Below are 19,255 nucleotides of genomic sequence, written 5' to 3' on the forward strand. Positions count from 1 at the left end.
AGGAACAAAAAACAAACGATCTACGAGACCTGACCAGTTACGGGCCCGAGTACACCGAAGATCTCCCCGGTGCGCACCTCGAGGTCGATGTGGTCGACGGCGCGCACCGCGCCGAACTTCTTGACCAGACCACTGGCCTGGACCGCGGGCATGCTGGTCACAGCCGCTCCTTTCCATACGGGGATCAGGACTGGGAGAACGTTAGGCAGCGGCGGTATCACCACCCCTTCACACCGGTTTCACCGCCGACGATCTCGTAGAGTGCGGGTCAGTCACGCACAGGCGGGAGGTGGTGGAGGTGGCCCGATCCTTCAACACGACGGGCCCCTGCGTGCCAGGCGACCATTACATGATCACCGCCGCCGAGCGGCTACCCGAGGTGCCGGCGCTCGTCGCGGCCCGGAAGTACTTCGTCCTGCACGCCCCGCGACAGACCGGTAAGACGACAGCGTTGCAGGCCCTCGCCGCCGAACTGACCACGGCTGGCACTCAGGCGGCTGTCGTGCTGTCGATGGAGGCCGGCCGGCCGTGGCCGGATGACGTCGGAGCCGCCACCCGGGCGATCCTCACCCGGGCTCGGCAGACCGCGCGCGTCCATCTCCCCCCCGAGTTGCGACCACCCCCCTGGCCCGACGTCTGGCCGGAAGGGCTTCTCTCGGAGGCGTTCGCCGGGTGGGCGCAGGCCTGCCCACGGCCGTTGGTCCTGTTTCTCGACGAGGTCGACGCGCTGACAGGACGGACTCTGCTGAGCGTCCTGGGCCAACTACGCGACGGTTACCGCGACCGACCCGGCGGTTTCCCGTCCGCCATCGCCCTCTGCGGCCTGCGAGATGTCCGCGACTACCGTGTCACGGCGACCGACGGCCAGACCCGGCTTTCGTCACCAAGCCCGTTCAATATCAAGGTCACGTCGCTGCGGCTGCACGACTTCACCCTCGACGAGGTTCACGAGCTCTACTCCCAGCACACCGCGGAGACCGGCCAGACATTCACCCGCCAAGCCGTCGAACGCGCCTACGACCTCACCCTCGGCCAGCCATGGCTTATCAACGCGCTGGCCTACGAGATTGTGGACCGGATGCGGATCCTCCCCGCGGTCCCCATTACGACCGAACACATTGATGGGGCCGCCGAGCGGCTCACCATTGCCCGCGAGACCCACCTCGACTCGCTCCTCGAACGGCTTCACGACCCTCGCGTCCGACGGATCATCGAACCTGTTCTCGCTGGCACCCAGGTACGGTTCAACCCTTTCTCGGACGATCTCCAGTACACGATCGATCTCGGATTGATCAGGCGTACCGCGTCCGCGGTGGAGGTCGCCAACCCGATCTACCGCAACGTGATCACCCGTGTCCTCGCGGACGGCCTGTTCGAAGGTGTTCTCGGTGCACCACAACCGCACTCGTTCGTCCTACCCGACGGTCGGCTCGACCTTGACGGCCTCCTCCAGCGTTTCAGTGATTTCTGGCATCGAACGGAGGACCTTGTCGACGCCGACCAGCCCTATCGGGAGGTGACACCACACATCACCCTCCTGGGCTACCTGGACCGTGCCATCAACGGCAGCGGTTTCGTTGACCGCGAATATGGCGTCGGCCGCGGTGCGATCGACCTCCTCATCCGCTGGCACCACACCGATCTCGACGGAAATCCCGTAGTACAGCGTGAGGCGCTGGAAATCAAGACGCACCGACCCGGTGGAAGTGACCCGACACGTGCCGGTATCAAGCAGCTCAACGGCTACCTGCTGCGCCTCGGGCTACCCACCGGCACCCTGGTGATCTTCGATCAGCGGCCCGCGGAACGCAAGAGACTCGCCACCGAACTCGGCGTCCAGCACACGTCCAGCCCGAGCGGACGAGTCATCACCGTCGTGCGCGTCTGATCTGGCCGGGTGGTCGACCTCGGTTTCGGCTTCGTCGGCTGGGCCGACGCCGCGGCGGTCAACGGGTGGTGAGCAGCGGCAGCAGATGGCTGCCCTGCCGTTCGATCTCCCGCAGGTAGGGCGTGTCCGACAGGATGAAATGGGTGATACCCAGCTCGGCGTACCGGCGAAGGGAACGGGCGACGTCCGCGGCGGAGCCGACCAGCCAGGTGGTGCCGGCGCCTTCGCCGCCGATCCGGCCCGGCGCGGTGTAGAGGTTGTCGTCCAGGACGTCGCCGCGGGCGTGCAGGTCGAGCAGCCGACGCTGGCCCACGGCCTGGGTGGGATCGTGGCGTTCGGGGATGTTCCCCTGGCGGTGGGCGGCCGCCAGCGCCGCGACCTTGGCCTCGGCGTCCGCCCAGGCCTGCGCGGTGGTGTCCCGCACAACGGTGGTGATCCGCAGCCCGAACTCCAACGGCGGGTGCGCACGGCCCAGTCGCGTCGACAGGTCGCGCAGCCGGGCGATGCGTGCGGCGATGTCGTCGCGGGGCTCACCCCAGAACAGCTGGACGTCGGCCTCGGTGGCCGCGACCCGCTCGGCGGCGGCGGAGGCACCACCGAAGTAGAGCCTTGGATGGGGCCGGCCCGGGCGGGCCCGCACCTGGGCGGCCAGCGACGAGTCGCTCACCTGGAAGTACTCGCCGCGGTGGGTGACCTCGCGTTCGGTCCACAGCCGGCGGACCAGCCGCAGGAACTCACCGGTGCGCGCGTAGCGCGCGGCCTGGTCCCCCGCCCGATCACCGTAGGCCGCGAGCTCGTCCTGACCGGAGACGATGTTGATGCGCACCCGTCCCCCGGAGAGCTGGTCAAGCGTGGCCGCCGCGGCGGCGAAGTGCGCCGGCTGCCAGTAGCCGGGGCGCACGGCGATCAGCGGTTCGAAGCTGGTCGTGCGCGCCACCAGCGCCGTGGCGACGGTGAAGGTGTCCGGCCGGCTCCACCCGGCGCCCAGCAGCGCACCGCGAAAGCCGTACCGCTCGATCGCGACGGCCTGCCCGGTCAGCGTGTCCAGGCTGTTGTGGTCGGCCACCGCGTCGTCGCCGCGATGCCCGGGCCGGACCTCGTTCGGGATGTACCAGAGAAACTCCGGGCTGGTCGCCTCGCTGGCCGTGGTCATACCGACGACGCCGGGGCGGGAAACGGTCGGCTCGGGATGTCGGCGCGCAGGACCGGGGCGATCTCGGCGTGGAACAGTTCCAGTGTCGCCCGGTGCTCGGCCGGGGTGAGGCCGTCGGCGTCGATGGGCAGGTGCATCACCTCGTGGCCGAGCCGCTCGTGATACCAGTGCACCTTCTCGATGATCTGCTGCGGGCTGCCGACCAGGATCGAGCTGCGGGCGATGGCGTCCTCAAGTGTCGGGAAGACCGGCGTCTGGCCGAGCCCGCGCTGCAGCGCCGTGCGCGCGTCGAAGATCGGCCGGTAGCGGGCGATCGCGTCCTGCGAGCGGCGGGCGGCGTAATAGCCGGCGGTTCCCGCGCCGATGAGAATGTCGGCCGGATCGTGCCCGTGATCCACCCAGCGTTGCCGGTAGTGGCGGACCAGCCGCTCGTACGGCTCCACGGGATTGGTCACGTTCGCGGAGAACAACGGGTCGCCGTAGCGGGCGGCGAGCTCCACCGAGGCCTCGCTGGTCGCGCTGCCATGCCAGATGCGGAGCTCCGGTTGCAACGGCCGCGGCCAGGTCTCGGCCTCGTGCAACGGCGGGCGGAACCGGCCGGACCAGGTGACCTTCTCCTCCCGCCACAGCCGGCGAAACAGCTCGTAGGACTCGCGGTTACGGTCCCACTGATCCTCGGCCGTGACGTGGAACAGCTCCGCCTGCGCCGCGCCGTTGCCCTTGCCGACCATCAGCTCCAGGCGCCCGCCGGAGAGCTGGTCGAGGGTGGCGTAGTCCTCGTAGGCCCGCACCGGGTCGAGCAGGCTCAGCGTCGTGACCGCGGTGAACAGCCGAATGGTGGCCGTGCGGGCCGCGATGTGGCTGAGCACCACCGGCGGCGACGACGAGATGAACGGCCGCTCATGGCGCTCCCCCACCCCGAACCCGTCGAATCCGAGCTCCTCGGCCAGCACCGCGCCGTCGACCACCGCCCGCAGTCGTTCGGTGGTCGAGCTGCGCACCCCGGTCAACGGGTCAGGAGCATGCACGATCAGGGTGATCGCCAGAAACCTCACGTTTCGCTCCCGACCCTTTGTTGATCACCGCAGGAATGCTGTTGGTCTGATGCCACACCATTGCTCGGCCCGAGCGCAATACCCCGCAACAGTTCAGCAACAAATGCGCTCCGCGTGTCCGCTCCAGCCAGGCGCGTCACCCATCAGCCTGAGTGACAACGGCACGCTGCGTGATCCCGACAAGCTGGGGCCGCACGGTGAGCCGCTGGGTATCAGCCGCCTGGGCCGACCGGGTCGCCAGGCGGGGCGTCCCGGTCGCGGTGTCGGAATGGGGTGTGAACGACCAGAGCCGAGGTTCGACGGTTCGACCGGCTCGGCCACCGCCCTGTTCTACTGGCGGGTGAGGCCGTCGAGGAGATGGTCGAGGGCTGCTGTCATCTCCGCGCGCGCGGTCGCGGGGTCGTCGGCACGGGCGATGTAGAGGGCGGCCTCGTCGCTGGCGCCCATCAGCAGATGAGCGAGGGGGTCCACCGGCTGCGCGCTGATGCGTCCAGCGTCCATACCGGCCGCCAGCACGTCGCGGACCAGACCGAAGACATGGCGTTGGCACAGTTCCCGCCACCGCGCCCAGCCCAGCACGGACGGCCCGTCCAACAGGACCACCCGGTGCACCTCCGCCTCGACGCAGATCCGCAGCCAGGCGCGGGCGGCCAGGCGCAGCGCCTCGACCGGGTCGGTGCTGCCGGCGGCCGACACCTCGGCGGCGATGCGCGCCGCGACGTCCGCCTCGACCGCCTCGACCACGGCCGCGAACAGCGCGGTCTTGTCGACGAACTGGTGGTAGAGCGCCCCGCGGCTCACCCCGGCCGCGGCCACGAGCGCCTCGGTGGTGACCGCGGCGAAACCCTGCCGCGCGAACAGTCGGCGTCCGACGGTGATCAGCGCCGTGCGCGTCGCCGCGGACCGGTCCGCCTGGCGGCGCCGTGGTGGTCTCGGATCCGGATCCGGCAGCGCGGGCACGAGCTCGATTCTGCCCGCTCCCACCCGGGATTGATTTACATACAGTCAGTCCGTATGTTTTCTGCCATGGATGTCGCACCGCACGCCGCTGTCCTCGACCTCGCGCAGGGCCAGATCTCCTACCGGACGGCCGGCCCGCGCGACAGCGACCGTCCGCCGGTGGTGTTCCTGCACGGGCTGCTCGTCGACGGGCAGCTGTGGGAGGCCGTGGCCGCCCGCCTCGCCGAGCAGGGCGTGCGCAGCTACGCACCGACCCTCCCCCTCGGCGCCCACCCCACGCCGATGCGTCCCGAGGCGGACCTGACCCCCCGCGGCATCGCCCGGCTGGTCCTCGACTTCCTGGTGGCGCTGGACCTGCGCGACGTCACCCTGGTCGGCAACGACACCGGTGGCGCGATCGCCCAGTTCGTCCTGGCGACCGACGCCACCCGCATCGGCCGCGTGGTGCTGACCAACTGCGATGCCTTCGACACCTTTCCGCCGTTCCCGTTCACGCTGCTCGTGCGGCTCCTACGGCATCCGGCGCTGGTCGCGGCGCTCGTGCCGGGGTTGCGGTCGGCGCGGCTACGGCACAGCCCGCTGGCGTTCGGCCCGTTGGCGAGCCGGCCGTTCGACCCGCGGGTGACCCGGGCGTGGGTCGCGCCGCTGGCCCAGCCCGCCGTCCGCCGCGACGCGGCGAAACTGGCCCGCGGCATCGACCCGGCCGACCTGCTCGAGGTCTCGGGCCGGCTCGCGAAGATCGACGTGCCGGTGCGCGTCCTGTGGGGCGACGCCGACCGCTTCTTCCGCGTCGACCTCGGCCGCCGACTGGCCGCCGCCTTCGCCACGGCGACCTTCGAGACCGTCCCGGGTGGCCGCACGTTCCTTCCCCACGACCACCCCGACCGCGTCGCCACCGCCATCGTCGCCGCGACCTGAACGCGAACGCGGCGACTGTTCGAGCCGGTGATCTTCTGCGGGTTCGTGAACAGCGCGAGCAGCGGGCACTCCGTCTCGACGATCCGGTAGAGCTCGTCGATCCGCTCGGCGGGTGCCGGCGAGGTGACGGCAGCCCGGTAGGTGATGTGGTGCGGTTCCCGGGGCACCTGCTCGAAGACGTGGGTCAGGCAGCTGGCGAACACACCCAGCACCAGCTCGGGTGAGCCGGGGCCGAGGTCGAACCCGGCGTAGTCGGGGGCCGAGTCGCTGAGGATCTGATGCTCACGGACCCGGATGCGCCGCACCCCGCTGCGCCCCTCGGCGACCGAATGGGCCCGCGACACCACGGGCAGGGCGTAGGTTCCCGCGGCGATCGCCTCCTCGCGAGCCTGGATGGCCGCGCGCTTGTGGCCGAGGAACTCCCGCAGACCAGAGCCTGGGCCGGACGTCGAGGTGTCGGTCGTGGGCATGGTTTTCCCTCCAGGGATGGTGGGCTGACACTCCGCCCGATTCCTACCGGGCCCGGTGACCACACCTGGCTACACTTCCGAGCGGACACGGACGATTGCGCGTGGGCACCGGGATTCTTTCGGAAGAAATGGACGATGCCACCACGTCCGAACTTTCCACCTCCGTCCGAGGTGGATATCGCCGAGAGGGGCAGGAATGACCCAGATATCGACACATGTCGCCGGATCCAGGTCAGGAACCAGCAGGCCGCTGACGACCGGGGACCGCGCATTCCTGTCGTTCACGCTGCAGTATCCCGGCGAGTTCCTGGAGGGAGGTGTGGTGCTCTGCGTCGAGGACCCCGGGCTGACCGAACGCGACCTGCGCGCGCACGTCGCGGCACGGCTCGCCGAGGCACCGGCGCTCACCGAGCGCCTCGTGCGGCCGATCGCGTCCGCCCCCGCACCCGGTGACGTCGTCTGGCAGCACGACGACGCCCTCGATCTCGACTACCACGTGGGTGTGGTGGACCTGCCCGCCTACAGTGCGGCGGGCGGCCTACGGGCCGCGCTGGACGACCTCGCCACCCGACCGCTCGACCTGGAACGCCCGCTGTGGCGGCTCTGGCTGCTGCGCGGTCACAGCCCCACCGAGGTCGCGATCGTCTACCGGTTCAGTCACATCCATCAGGACGGCAGTGCCGCGCACCAGGCGCTACACCTGTTGTTCGGCGACGGTCACGGAGCGGCACGGCGCACACTGCGGACCTTCGACGTACCGCACGCCCGCGACTACGCGCGGATGGCCGCCAGCATCGCCCGCAGCCTGCCCCGCACCCGCCAGCTCGCGTCCTGGGGCGGGCCGCCGCGCGGTGCCGCCCGGCACACCTGGGCGCTGACCGAACTGGACCGGCTCCGGCGGATCGCCCGACGCGAGAGCGTCACGGTCAACGACGTCTATCTCGCGGCGGTCGCCGGCGCCGTGCGCACCTGGTCCCTGCCCGAGTGGACGCCCCCCACACCCACCGGGGCGGATCGCTCCCGCGGGGCCGGCCGCATCCGCCACGCCATGACGCGCATCCCTCGCCAACGCGCCTTCTACACGGCGATGCCGATCAATGTGCGTACCCCGGACGAGCAGGAGGTCCTGTCCAACTTCACCCTGGCCACGCGGGTGCCGCTGCCCTGCACCGAGGCCGATCCGCGGCGCCGGCTCGCCCTGGTCGCCGCACAGACCCGGCGGGCCAAGGCGGACGGCCGGTTCGGCGTGGTCGAACGCAGAATGCTGGACAGAACGCCGCCGGGCATATCCCCCCGCACCTTCGCGCTGATGGTGGCCGCCGGAGCCCGCCCGGCCGACACCGCCCTGTTCACAAGCAACGTGGGAACGATGTGGGGTCCCTACACGGTGGCTGGCCGCCCGGTCAGCACCCTGATCGGCATAGCGCCCATGCTCGTGGGCCGCCAGCACCTGTCGGCCGCCCTGTACGGCCTGGACGGCCAGCTCTGCGCGACGTTCACCGCCAGCGCGAGCGTCCCCGGGCACACGGAGCTGGCCGGTCACTGGCTCGCCGAACTCGCCGCCCTCGAGGGCTCCCCCCGGCCCGGCCCGCCAGTCGCCACCACCACGCCCCCGGTTCCCCCGAGGCCGCCGGTTATCCCGACCCCCCGCACCGCGCCGCCTCAGCACACGGCGCGGCCGGACGCGGGTCGGCGCTCGTCCCATGTCTCGTAGAGTCAGCGATCGGCGGCCCGGCCCACCGGATCGGCTGGTGAGCCGACCCGCGTATCCCCAAGGAGCCGAGCGGATGAGCGAACCCTGTACCCACCTGGCCTCCGCCACGGTGACCGACCTGCCCGCCGCGATCCGCGGCTGCCAGGAATGCCTGGCCACCGGCGGCACCTGGGTCCACCTGCGAATGTGCCGCGGCTGCGGGCGGATCGGCTGCTGCGACAGCTCGCCCAACCGGCACGCCAGCCGGCACGCCAGCCGGCATGCCGCGACCGCCCGCCATCCCATCGCCCGCTCGGCCGAGCCCGGCGAGCGGTGGAGCTGGTGCTACGTCGATGAGGTCATCGTCAGGACGCCCTGACTCCCCCCGGCCGTGGTCGGCCCGAACCGCTCGTCGATCAGGCCCTCGAGGTCGAGTTCGCCGGCCCTGGTCTGCGCGCCGGCGGCCAGGGCGACGGTGAACCGTTCGGCGGCGGCCGGGCCGGTGAACAGTGACCAGAGCAGTTCGCCCTCGGCCGTGAGCCCGTCGGCGAGGGGCAGCACCGCGGCGGCGTCCACCGCCTTCCTGGCCGCGGCGACGGCGGGCCAGGGGTGCGAGGCGATCCGCAGCGCCAGCCGCTCGACGAAACCGTCGAGTTCCGCTGCCGGCAGGGCCCGGTTGACCAGGCCGTATCGCTGCGCGGTCGCGGCGTCGAGAAGGTCCGAGCCCAGAATCATCTCCAGGGCGCGGGAACGGCCAAGCAGACGTGGCAGCAGCTGTGTGCCGCCCCCGCCGGGCAGGATGCCAAGGCTCACCTCGGGTTGCCCGAACCACGCCTGCCCGCTGGCGGCGAAGCGCATGTCCAAGGTCAGCAGGAACTCGTGGCCGCTACCACGCACGCTCCCGGCGATCTTGGCGATGGTGACCTGCTCCAGACTCCGGTAACGCGCCAGCAGGCCCGGCCCGGGGCCCGCCAGGAACCCCTGCGCCACCGCCGGGTCGACGACCAGACGCATGTCGCCGTGCCCCAGGTAGAACTCCGGGTTGGCGCTTTCGAACACGATGACCCGCACCGTGTCGTCGGCCCGCACCTCGGTGTGGAAACGGTCGAGATCGGCGATCAGCGCCTCGTCGAACAGGTTGAGCGGTGGGTGGTCGAAGACGACGAACGCGACCCCCGCCTCGCGCCTGACCGTGAGCGTCTCGTACGTGTCGTAGCCCATCCGCGACTCCCCTGACTTCGATTTTCCTAGCCAGGAGACTAGCTCACTTCTCGATCAGAAGTCAGGGGGTACGATGGCCCTCGTGGAATGGACAGATGTCGATCTTGACAATTGCTCCATCGCGAAGGCGCTCGAGGTAGTGGGATCGCGGTGGACCATCGTCGTCCTGCGCGAGGCGTTCAACGGGGTACGTCGCTTCGAGGACTTCCAACGACACCTGGGCGTCTCGCCGTCCGTGCTCAGCCAGCGCCTGCGGAGCATGACCCGCGACGGGCTCCTCGAGCGCGTGCCCTACCGCGAGGAGGGCGACCGCGAACGTCACGAGTACCACCCCGCCGCCAAGGCGTGGGATCTGTATCCCGTCATCGTCGGCCTCATGCAGTGGGGCGATCGCCATCGCGACGACGGCGCCGGCGCCCCCGTGCACCTGATCGACGCGGCCTCCGGCAAGCCGGTGATCGCGGCCATCGTCCCCTTCGACAGCCCCACCTGCGCCCCGTCCGACCTCATCGTGCGCCCCGGGGACTGCCTGCGCGTCCTGCCCGACCACTAGCCACGGCCGGTGCGGCTCCTCGGCGAGGTGATCGCGCCCGCGTCGCGCCGTCACGCGGGCGCGCTCAGCCCCGTCCCGCAACGACGCGGCGGACGCGGCGGATGCGGTGCGCTACCAGGCGAAGTGTTCGGGGGCGGTCCGGTAGCCCGGGAAGATCTCGTTGAGGCGGGCGAGCGCCTTGTCGTCCAGCTGGACCTCGAGCGCCCGGACGGCGTCGTCCAGCTGCTGCTGGACGCGTGGGCCGACGATCGGCGCGGTGACCGCCGGCTGGTGCAGCAGCCAGGCGAGCGCGACGTCCCCGGGCTCGTGGCCGAGCTCGGCGGCGAAGTCCTCGAAGGCCTCGATCTGCGGCCGCTTGGCCGCCAGGGTCTGCGCGGCGCGACCCTCGAGACGCCGCCGGCCGTCACGTTCCTTGCGCACCACACCACCGAGCAGCCCGCCCTGCAGCGGCGACCACGGCAGCAGACCCACGCCGTAGTGCGCGGCGGCGGGCAGCACCTCGAGCTCGATCTCCCGGGTGAGCAGGTTGTAGATCGGCTGCTCGCTGACCAGGCCGAACGTGCTGCGCTTCGCCGCGGCGGCCTGCGCCTGCGCGATGTGCCAGCCCGCGAAGTTGCTGCTACCGACATAAAGGATCTTGCCGGCCGTGACGGCGACGTCGATGGCCTGCCAGATCTCGTCCCACGGGGTGTCGCGGTCGACATGGTGGAACTGGTAGAGGTCGATGTACTCGGTCTGCAGCCGGGTCAGGCTCGCGTCCAGCGCCCGGCGGATGTTCAGCGCCGAGAGCCGACCCTCGTTGGGCCACTCCCCCATGGCCCCGTAGACCTTGGTGGCCAGCACCGTGCGCTCCCGGCGCCCACCGCCCTGCGCGAACCAGCGACCGATGATCGACTCGGTGTAACCCCGGCCCTCGCCCTGACCCGAGGTGCCGGCCGAGCGCAGACCGTAGGCGTTGGCGGTGTCGAAGAAGTTGATGCCGTACCCGTGCGCCGCATCCATGATCGTGTGGGCGTCGGCCTCGCTGGTCAGCGGGCCGAAGTTCATCGTGCCCAGGCACAGACGCGACACGGACAGACCGGAACGACCAAGCTGTTTGAACTGCATCCTGGACGAAGTCCTCTCCGATGAGGGATCAGCCGGCGCCCGACCACGCCGGCACCGCGCCACCACGCAGTCTTCACCTTCGAGCGCGCTCCAGGTCAATCCCCCGCATCCGCCGCGTCCACCTGTCGCACCGACTCGTGCTCGACGGGACGTAGGTGCTCACCGCCCTGTGCGCCGACCTGCCGCGCGGACGCCAGGGTGGGGGCGCTGTGCAGCGCGGCGGCCAGCGCTGGTCCGAGATAGGGGGCGAGCAGCCGCGCGTAGGTGTCCGAGAGGTGGCTCCAGTCGCGGTAGACGAGCGTGTTCCCGACGACCAGCGGGCAGCCGTCGGCGGTGCACAGCCAGCCGGTCGGGTCGATTAGCAGCGCGCCGCCGTCACGAGCCCCCCGGTTGTCGATCTCCCGGGCCGCCGAGGTCAGCCTCGACGCCGCGATCGACACCGCGCACGCCGACATCTTCGACGGATGCCGGGCCAGACAGTCCAGGACGTTGAACCCGGGGAACGGGGTGTCCCGCAGGAAGGCGACGCCGGCGCCGGTCGCGCGCAGGTCTCGCATCAGCCCGGTCATCGCCGCCGGGCCCTGACCAGCCAGCTGCGCGCGTGCCTGCGAGCCGACCACGACCAGGTTCGGCCGCAGCTGGACGATCTTTCGCAGGACGGCGGCCCGCCAGGTGTCACACTCTGTGTACGTGCGGCCGAGAGCGTCCTCGAAGTAGTCCGGATACGGCGCCGGCGGGCAGTCGGCCTTGGCGAACAGGACGACCCGCCAGTGCCGTTGCTTCCCGACCGCGTCCAGCGGCGCGGACCACTGGCTGGCGTGCGAGTCGCCGAACAGCACGACCGTCCTCGACCCGGACGGATCCCCGACGACACAGCCGGTCGGCGCGGTCTGCGTGAACATCGCGAGGCACCGGTTCGCCTGGTGGTCGTCCCGCGCACCGTCCAGGGTGGGGGTGAGGTCCGAGGGCAGCCGGTCGACCCGAAGCGCACGCCGCAGCGACGAGGTGAGCGGGCCCGCCGTGACCCCGTCGAAGCCGGGCTCCGCCGACAGCCTGACCAGCGCCGCCCGCAGCACGCTCTCGGCGGCCGCCGTCGGTGCGACCGCCGGGCTCCCCAGCGGACGCGCCGGTGCCGCGACGGTCGCTGCCGGCACCGTGACCAGGGCGGCGGCCAGGATCGAGGTCGTACCGGCCGCCGCCACACACGACGCGCCGAAGCCAAGGCCCAGCAGCGGGCGGCGGACCAGCACCGGCCGGGACCGGGCCGGTCTCTCCACCAGCCGGTAGGTGAGCGCGGCGAGCAGCAGCGACGCCGCCGCGGCCGCCGACCGCTGGGCGGTGGACAGTGGACGGTCGGCCGCCTGCGCCCAGATCTGCAGCAGCGGCCAGTGCCAGAGATACCAGCAGTAGCTGAGCCGGCCGAGCAGCCGCAGCGGTGCCCGGTCGAGCACCAGCCCGGCGCCGTGCGTCGCGGCGGCGCCACCACCGGCGATGACGCAGGCGGTGGCGAGCACGGGCAGCGACGCGGCGACACCCGGGTAGGGCACGCCCCCGTCCAGCAGGAGGGCGGCGGTGAGAATCCCGGCCAGACCCACCCAGGTCAGCAGCGACGCCAGGACCGGACCCAGCCGCCCGCGGCCCTCCCCGCAGATCGCGACCACCGCGCCCACCGCGGGCTCCCAGATCCGGGTGGGTCCGCCGAAGTACGCCCACGGCGCCGACCGCCCGGTGACGATCACGTTGAGCGCGAACGAGCTCGCGGCGACGGCGAGGAAGACCAGGAGCACCGCTCGATCCGCGGTGCGCGGATGTGCCCGTCCGGTCTCGTCCGCCGCCCGCCACCGGCCCAGGGCACGCAGGCGGGCCGCTGCGGCGACGGCGACGACGATCAGCACCGGCCAGACGAGGTAGACCTGTTCCTCCACCGCCAGCGACCAGAAGTGCAGGAACGGAGACGGTGCGCCGCCGGCATGGAAGTAGTCGGTCGCCTCGCGGGCGAACACGAGGTTGATGACCGAGAGAATCGCCCATATCCCCTCGTGGGCGATGGTCTGCAGCCGCAGCGGCGACAGCCAGATCCACGACGCGAGGGTCGTCACGACGACCACCAGGGCGGCCGCGGGGATGATGCGCCGTGCCCGGCGTGCGTAGAAGCGCGGCAGCGATATCCGACCGGTCCTCGCCCGTTCCCGTTGCAGTTGCCGGGTGATGAGGAAACCGGAGATCACGAAGAAGACGTCGACGCCCACGAATCCGCCGGGAACGCCCAGAGCCGCGTGGTCGAGAACGACCAGGAGCACCGCGACCGCGCGCAGGCCCTCGATGTCCGACCGGAAGTACCGCTCCTCGCTCCCCGACCGGCGCCCGCGCGGACACCGTTCGATCACGTCAGACAGCCAAGTCACACCCGGCGATAGTCGCGCGCCGCTTCCCCGCCGCCAACTCGAGCGGTCGGTTCGGCCACACCCGACGGCGACAAAGAAGAAAGCCAGAATCGTCGAGTTTTCCGGATGGATGACCGGAGAACACGATCACCCGCGGCAGAAATATTTCGGTAACAAAGGAGCACGGACCCCGCCGGGCGGATTAACGTGCCGGTCATGACGACAGATCACATCGCGGGGCATCTGCGCGCCGGCGGCCATCCGCCCGGCGGTGTGCGCGACCATGCCGATGTCCGGGTGCGTCAGCACACCCTGCCGCGGACGTACACCGCGTTCGCGGCGCTACCGGACGCGACCGGCGAACAGACCGCCGCGGTGGTGCAGGTCCTGGCGCGTTACGGCCATGCGATCGACACCGGCGACGCGAGTCTGCTGGCCCAGGTGTTCCTCGACCCGCCGGACCTCGACCCGGTCACCGCCCTCCCCCGCCCATCACACCGTCAACACCGAGGTGAAGCGGGTTCCCGGTGGCCTGGCCGCGTGGAGTCGGCTGCTGACGATCGCCGGTGACGGCAGCGTCGCGAGTGCCGACGCCGTCGACAGCCTCGTCGAGACAGCCGACGGCTGGCGGGTGGCCACGCGGACCGTGCATCCGCGCCACGGCGGACCGGCCGTCATCACCGACGGGACCGCTCCATGGGCGTAGACGCCTGCGCCGCGCACACCCCGACCCCGATCACACCGGACCCGCACGCGCGGGATCATCCGAACGTCGTGCGCTCCACGGTCGCGCAGGTGCGGATCGTGCCGGTCGACGCGGCGACCTACGCCGAGGTGAGCGAACTGCTCGCCCGTCATGCGCACCTGTTCGACAACGCCGCGGCGGCGACCACACCGGCGGCGTACACCGACGACGCGACGCTCGCCGGGGTCCCGTGGACCGGATTCTCGACGGATTCGCCGCCGACCGGGTGATGTTCCCGCATCACACCACCGACATCGTCGTCCACCGGATCGACGACGACACGCTGCGGGTGTGGGCGAAATACCTGATCATCCGCGGTGACGGCACGGCCGGCTCCGGCGACTACCAGGACACCGTGGTCCGCGTCCCGCGCGGCTGGCGGATCGCCGAGCGGGCCGTCAGCCGCGGCGACCGGCCCGCGGACGATCCCGACGGCCCGTCGACGCGCACCCTGTCCACAGCCACGTGGCTCGCCCCGGGGAACTGACATCCTGGCCGAGCCGCGTCCCCAGGCCGGGAGGCGGACCGACCGTCGACGAACCGGCCATCGGCATGGCTTTTCCCACCAGGAATAGCGGCACTCCGCGGCCACATCATGCCCTGATCCACACCGGCGGACCAGACACCCGCGACCACAGAAATATTCGAGACACAAAGCAACAACAAACCGCGGCTGCTTTTGGCCGACCAAAAGCGGGACCATGGACAAAGCCCTCGTCGCGGTCTAGTTTTCTGGACCAGATCCTTTGTCCGCTCGCCTATCCGCGGGCCGAGCGCCGCATCGCGTAGGTGTTGGACCCGGGGGGAGTTGTCTGGTGTGAGCGTCCAGCGGGTGGATGTCGTGGTGCTCGGCGGCGGGGCCATGGGGTCGGCCGCCGCCTGGCAGCTGGCCCGCCGCGGGGTCGAGACGGTGCTGCTCGAACGGTTCGCCGCCGGGCACACCCGAGGCGCCTCACACGGGGCGTCCCGGATCTTCCGCCTCGTCTATCCCGACGTCGGCTACATCCGGCTCGCCACGGCGCCGAGGTGCGACACGAGACACCGGTGCGTGCCCTCACCGTGCGGGGCGACGATGCCGTCGAGATCCACACCCACGATGACGTGTACCTCGCCCGACGGGTCGTCGCCGCCGCCGGAGCCTGGACGACGACGCTGCTCGACGGCCTCGTGGCGCTGCCCACGCTGCGCGTCACCCAGGAGCAGCCCGCGTATTTCGCCCCGCTCATCCCCTCCAGAACCGACCGGACGGACGGGGCGGACGGGGCGGACCCGTGGCCGAGTTTCGTGCATCTGTTCGGCGCGGGAACGCGGGAGTTCGATGCCTTCCACGGCGGTGTCTACGGGCTGCACACCCCGGGCCAGGGCGTCAAGGTCGGTTTCCACGGCTCCGGCCCGGTGGTCGACCCGGACCAGCGGGACTTCGCCGCGGAACCGACCCAGCTCGCCGCGTTGCGGGAGTACGTCCGGCAGTGGCTGCCCGGTGTGAACCCGGATGTCTGCCATCCGATCAGCTGCACGTACACGACGACGCCGGACAGCCATTTCGTTCTGGACCGCCACGGCCCGGTGGTCGTGGCGGCGGGATTCTCCGGCCACGGTTTCAAGTTCGTCCCGGCCATCGGCGCCGTGCTCGCCGAGCTGGCCCTCGACGGCACACGTCCCGATTCCCGATTCGCCGCCACCCGCTGATCCGGCGCGTGCGCGGGCCGCGTCCCCACAGAAAGCGGTGATCACGATGTCCGAGAACGATCCGCTGCATCTCGCCGTCGCCCTGGACGGAGCAGGCGGGCACCGTCGGCCCGGCCGACACAGTTGTTCACCCCGGGTTACTGGACCGACCTGGTGCGGGAGGCCGAGCGCGGTCTGCTCGACTTCGTGACGTTCGAGGATGCCCTGAACCTGCAGTCCACCCAGATCGACGGCGCCCCGGACGGCCGCACCGACCTGGTGCGCGGCCGGCTCGACGCGGTGCTCATCGCCTCCCGGGTGGCCCCACTGACCTCCAGGATCGGTCTGGTGCCGAGCGTGTCGACGCTGAGCACCGAACCGTTCCACATCTCCAAGGCCATCGCGACCCTGGACTTCGTCAGCGGCGGCCGGGCCGGCTGGCGGGTCCAGGCCAGCCGGCCCCGGGAGGCTCTGCACATCGGCCGCCGGGCGCCCGAACCGCCGCTGCACCCCGACACCTTCGGCACCCCCGAGATCCAGGCCTACATCACCGAGACGTTCGACGAGGCGAGTGAGCACGTCGAGGTGGTCCGCCGGCTCTGGGACAGCTGGGAGGACGACGCGGAGATCCGCGACGTCGCCACCGGCCGGTTCCTCGACCGCGACCGGCTGCATTACATCGACTTCGAGGGCCGGTGGTTCTCGGTCCGTGGACCCTCGATCACCCCCCGGCCGCCGCAGGGCCAGCCGCTGGTCACCGTGCTCGGCCACATCTCGGCCCCCTACCGGCTCGGAGCCCGCCTCGGCGACGTCGTCTACGTGACCCCACGCGACATCGACCATGCCCGTGCCATCGTCGCCGAGATCCGCGCCGAGCAGGACAGGGCCGGACGGGGTGAGCAGACCGTGCACATCTTCGCCGATCTGATCGTCGTGCTCGACGACGACGGCGACGCCGCCCGGCAGCGGCTGGGCCAGCTCGACAGCCTCGTCGAGCAGCCGCCCCGCTCCGATGCGATCACCATCGCCGGTTCCCCGGGTGAGCTGGCCGACCTGCTGCTCGACTGGCAGGCCGCGGGCATCACCGGCTACCGGCTGCGCCCCGCGGTGCTGCCCGTCGACCTCGAGGCGATCAGCCGCGGGCTCGCCCCCGAACTCGCCCGCCGCGGCCGGTTCCGCACCGCCTACACCGCCGACACCCTGCGCGGCCATCTCGGCCTGCCCCGACCCGCCAACCGCTATGCCACTACCAGGATCGAGGCCGCGGCCCGATGACGACTCCCCGCAAGCAGATCATCCTCGGCCACTATGTCGGCGGCGTGAACCATCACACCCTGTGGTCGCACCCGCGGGCCGGCAGCCAGATCGACTTCGCGTCGTTCCGGCACGCGGCGCAGACCGCCGAACGCGGGAAGTTCGACTTCTTCTTCCTCGCCGAGGGGCTGATCCTGCGCGAACGACTCGGCCAGATCTTCGACCAGGACGTCGTCGGCCGGCCGGACACGCTGCCGGTCCTCACCGCGATCGCCGCCGTGACCGAGCATCTCGGGCTGGTCGGCACCCTCAACGCCACCTTCAACGAGCCGTATGAGCTGGCCCGTCAGCTCGCCTCGCTGGACCATCTCAGCGGTGGCCGGGCCGGCTGGAACGTGGTGACCTCCTTCGACGCCTTCACCGGGCAGAACTTCCGCCGCGGCGGTTTCCTGAACCGGGACGACCGGTATGTGCGGGCCCAGGAGTTCGTCGCCCTCGCCCGGCAGCTGTGGGACTCCTGGCCCGCGGACGCGATCGCCGCGGACACCGCGCGGGGCCGTTTCCTGCGCACGGCGGACGTCGGCGTGTTCGGCCACCACGGTCACCAGTTCGACGTCAGCGGGCACTTCAACGTCCCGCGCAGCCCGCAGGGACGTCCGGTGGTCCTCCAGGCCGGGGCCGGGAGCCACCGCGGACGCGATCTTCTCCCCGTTCCACGAGCTCGGGCCGGCACAGGAGTACTACCGCGACATCCAGGCCCGGGTCGTGCGCGCCGGCCGACCGGCGGGCTCGGTGAAGCTGCTGCCGGGCGGCTCGTTCGTCCTCGGTGACACCGCCGCCGACGCGACCGAGCGGGCCCGCGAGGTCGCCCGCGCCCAGGTCAGCGGGCAGACCGCGCAGATCCTGCTGGAGACCGTGTGGAACCGGGACCTGTCCGGTTACGACCCGGACGGCCCGCTGCCCGACGTCGACCCGGACCCGACCGGCCCGCTGGTGATCCAGGGCCGGGCCCGGCTCGCCCAGGACCCGTTCGAGACCGTGCGGCAGTGGCGGGCGCTGGCCGCACAGCACCGGTACTCGCTGCGCGAGCTCGCGATCCGGGTGTTCGCGCACACCGAGTTCGTCGGCACCCCGACCGAGATCGCCGACCGGCTCGACCACTTCGTGCAGAACGACGGTTCCGACGGTTTCATCGTCGGCTCGCACCTCACCCCCGGTGGGATCGACGAGTTCGTCGACCGGGTCGTCCCCCTGCTACAGGAACGCGGCTCGCTGCGCGCCGAGTACACCGGCGCGACGTTGCGCGACAATCTGGGCATCCCGCTGGCTCCGGTCGGCGCCGACCGCGAGACGGCGGGCGCCGTCGGCTGACGGCCCGTCCACCGGCGAGCCTCGAAGGTGGGCCCGACGCGGCGGCACCGGATCTCCATCCCGATCCCAGCCACTGATCACAGCAGGTTCCGTAGAGTTGCGATCAGTGGTCTGGGGCCGGGAGGTGACAAGTGGTAGCCCGTTCGTTCAACACGACGGGGCCGTGCGTGCCAAGCGATCACTACATGATCCCGGCATCGGCGCGACTCCCGGAGGCACCCGAACTCGTCCAGGAAAAGAAGTACTTCGTCGTACACGCCCCACGACAGACCGGTAAAACGACAGCGCTACGCGCGCTGGCCACCGAACTGACCGCGAGTGGTCGTTTCGCGGCGGTGGTCCTGTCGATGGAGGCCGGCCAGCCCTGGCCCGATGACATCGGTGCGGCCACTCGGGCGATTCTCACCGGCGCGCGTCGCACGGCGCGCACCAACCTACCGGCCGAGCTGCGTCCACCACCCTGGCCGGAAAGCTGGGAGGAGGGCCTGCTCTCGGATGCCTTCGCCGCCTGGAGCAAGTCCTGTCCGCGACCTCTCGTGCTTTTCCTTGATGAGATCGACGCGCTGAGTGGACGGACACTTCTCAGCGTGCTCCGTCAACTTCGAGACGGTTTCGCCGATCGCCCCATCGGATTTCCGGCCTCGGTCGCGCTCTGCGGGCTGCGTGACGTCCGCGACTACAAAATCGCCTCAGGTGGTAATCCCACCACGATGGCGTCCCAGAGCCCGTTCAACATCACCGTGGCGTCGCTGCGACTGGGTGACTTCACTCTCGACGAGGTCCGCGACCTCTACCGCCAGCACACCACTGACACC

At 71.0% G+C, this 19,255-nt stretch carries 16 protein-coding genes and 4 pseudogenes; 13 read left to right on the plus strand and 7 right to left on the minus strand.

The genetic code is table 11. The annotated features are described in order from the left end of the window. Nucleotides 1–41: 41 nt before the first annotated feature. Nucleotides 42–161: pseudogene (locus G6R24_RS08555) on the minus strand (daunorubicin/doxorubicin resistance ABC transporter ATP-binding protein DrrA); the annotation flags it as partial. A gap of 137 nt (nucleotides 162–298) precedes the next feature. On the opposite strand from G6R24_RS08555, the gene G6R24_RS08560 reads away from it, so the two are divergent. Next, nucleotides 299–1,888, plus strand: coding sequence for a P-loop NTPase family protein (locus G6R24_RS08560; RefSeq protein ID WP_163548627.1), 1,590 nt, complete (start codon nucleotides 299–301; stop codon nucleotides 1,886–1,888). Between the two features lie 58 nt (nucleotides 1,889–1,946). Here the strand turns inward: G6R24_RS08560 and G6R24_RS08565 are convergent, their stop codons facing one another. From G6R24_RS08565 to G6R24_RS08575, 3 genes are all read right to left on the minus strand, one after another. Continuing rightward, on the minus strand, nucleotides 1,947–3,041 hold the full coding sequence (locus tag G6R24_RS08565) for an LLM class flavin-dependent oxidoreductase (RefSeq protein WP_163548629.1): 1,095 nt from the start codon (nucleotides 3,039–3,041) through the stop codon (nucleotides 1,947–1,949). Further along, nucleotides 3,038–4,096: an LLM class flavin-dependent oxidoreductase gene (locus G6R24_RS08570; protein WP_163548630.1), complete on the minus strand. Its 1,059-nt coding sequence runs from the start codon at nucleotides 4,094–4,096 to the stop codon at nucleotides 3,038–3,040. The genes G6R24_RS08565 and G6R24_RS08570 overlap by 4 nt, the downstream gene beginning before the upstream one ends. A 330-nt stretch (nucleotides 4,097–4,426) precedes the next feature. Beyond that, the gene (locus G6R24_RS08575) at nucleotides 4,427–5,080 is read right to left on the minus strand and encodes a TetR/AcrR family transcriptional regulator (protein WP_225438289.1); all 654 of its coding nucleotides are present in this window, start codon (nucleotides 5,078–5,080) and stop codon (nucleotides 4,427–4,429) included. A gap of 42 nt (nucleotides 5,081–5,122) precedes the next feature. On the opposite strand from G6R24_RS08575, the gene G6R24_RS08580 reads away from it, so the two are divergent. The 3 genes from G6R24_RS08580 (at nucleotide 5,123) to G6R24_RS08590 (ending at nucleotide 8,516) form a co-directional block, all read left to right on the plus strand. Then, the gene (locus tag G6R24_RS08580) at nucleotides 5,123–5,974 is read left to right on the plus strand and encodes an alpha/beta fold hydrolase (protein WP_163548632.1); all 852 of its coding nucleotides are present in this window, start codon (nucleotides 5,123–5,125) and stop codon (nucleotides 5,972–5,974) included. 666 nt (nucleotides 5,975–6,640) lie between these two features. Beyond that, complete coding sequence (locus G6R24_RS08585) at nucleotides 6,641–8,158, plus strand: wax ester/triacylglycerol synthase domain-containing protein (RefSeq protein ID WP_163548633.1); 1,518 nt, start codon at nucleotides 6,641–6,643, stop codon at nucleotides 8,156–8,158. Between the two features lie 73 nt (nucleotides 8,159–8,231). Then, nucleotides 8,232–8,516, plus strand: a complete 285-nt coding sequence (locus G6R24_RS08590; protein ID WP_163548635.1) for a UBP-type zinc finger domain-containing protein — start codon at nucleotides 8,232–8,234, stop codon at nucleotides 8,514–8,516. Here G6R24_RS08590 and G6R24_RS08595 read toward each other — a convergent pair. After that, nucleotides 8,483–9,358, minus strand: a complete 876-nt coding sequence (locus G6R24_RS08595; protein ID WP_163548636.1) for an enoyl-CoA hydratase/isomerase family protein — start codon at nucleotides 9,356–9,358, stop codon at nucleotides 8,483–8,485. The genes G6R24_RS08590 and G6R24_RS08595 overlap by 34 nt on opposite strands. Before the next feature lie 82 nt (nucleotides 9,359–9,440). Here G6R24_RS08595 and G6R24_RS08600 point away from each other — a divergent pair, with 82 nt between their 5' ends. Then, on the plus strand, nucleotides 9,441–9,911 hold the full coding sequence (locus G6R24_RS08600) for a winged helix-turn-helix transcriptional regulator (RefSeq protein WP_163548638.1): 471 nt from the start codon (nucleotides 9,441–9,443) through the stop codon (nucleotides 9,909–9,911). Between the two features lie 111 nt (nucleotides 9,912–10,022). Here the strand turns inward: G6R24_RS08600 and G6R24_RS08605 are convergent, their stop codons facing one another. Beyond that, nucleotides 10,023–11,018, minus strand: coding sequence for an aldo/keto reductase (locus G6R24_RS08605; RefSeq protein WP_163548640.1), 996 nt, complete (start codon nucleotides 11,016–11,018; stop codon nucleotides 10,023–10,025). Between the two features lie 95 nt (nucleotides 11,019–11,113). After that, the gene (locus G6R24_RS08610; protein WP_163548641.1) at nucleotides 11,114–13,423 is read right to left on the minus strand and encodes an acyltransferase family protein; all 2,310 of its coding nucleotides are present in this window, start codon (nucleotides 13,421–13,423) and stop codon (nucleotides 11,114–11,116) included. Nucleotides 13,424–13,618: 195 nt separating this feature from the next. Here G6R24_RS08610 and G6R24_RS08615 point away from each other — a divergent pair, with 195 nt between their 5' ends. The 8 genes and pseudogenes from G6R24_RS08615 to G6R24_RS08640 all read left to right on the plus strand — a co-directional run. Then, nucleotides 13,619–13,972: a hypothetical protein gene (locus tag G6R24_RS08615; protein WP_225438290.1), complete on the plus strand. Its 354-nt coding sequence runs from the start codon at nucleotides 13,619–13,621 to the stop codon at nucleotides 13,970–13,972. A gap of 126 nt (nucleotides 13,973–14,098) precedes the next feature. Continuing rightward, entirely contained in the window at nucleotides 14,099–14,377 is a 279-nt protein-coding gene (locus tag G6R24_RS22135) for a hypothetical protein (RefSeq protein ID WP_225438291.1), read from the plus strand. Continuing rightward, nucleotides 14,338–14,634 (plus strand): nuclear transport factor 2 family protein, encoded by a 297-nt coding sequence (locus tag G6R24_RS22140; RefSeq protein WP_225438292.1) that lies wholly within the window; start codon nucleotides 14,338–14,340, stop codon nucleotides 14,632–14,634. The genes G6R24_RS22135 and G6R24_RS22140 overlap by 40 nt, the downstream gene beginning before the upstream one ends. A gap of 375 nt (nucleotides 14,635–15,009) precedes the next feature. Further along, a pseudogene (locus tag G6R24_RS24465) lies at nucleotides 15,010–15,072 on the plus strand (hypothetical protein); the annotation flags it as partial. 119 nt (nucleotides 15,073–15,191) lie between these two features. Then, nucleotides 15,192–15,836, plus strand: a complete 645-nt coding sequence (locus tag G6R24_RS08625) for an FAD-dependent oxidoreductase (protein ID WP_338084421.1) — start codon at nucleotides 15,192–15,194, stop codon at nucleotides 15,834–15,836. 46 nt (nucleotides 15,837–15,882) lie between these two features. Then, a pseudogene (locus G6R24_RS08630) lies at nucleotides 15,883–17,090 on the plus strand (LLM class flavin-dependent oxidoreductase). Continuing rightward, nucleotides 17,087–18,440 (plus strand): annotated as a pseudogene (locus G6R24_RS08635) (NtaA/DmoA family FMN-dependent monooxygenase). The pseudogenes G6R24_RS08630 and G6R24_RS08635 overlap by 4 nt, the downstream one beginning before the upstream one ends. Before the next feature lie 185 nt (nucleotides 18,441–18,625). Further along, nucleotides 18,626–19,255, plus strand: a 630-nt coding sequence (locus tag G6R24_RS08640; RefSeq protein WP_163548643.1) for an ATP-binding protein, incomplete at its 3' end; no start/stop codon positions are given.

Origin of the sequence: Candidatus Frankia nodulisporulans (assembly GCF_902806475.1) — a bacterium.
GTDB classification, from domain to species: Bacteria; Actinomycetota; Actinomycetes; order Frankiales; family Frankiaceae; genus Frankia; species Frankia umida.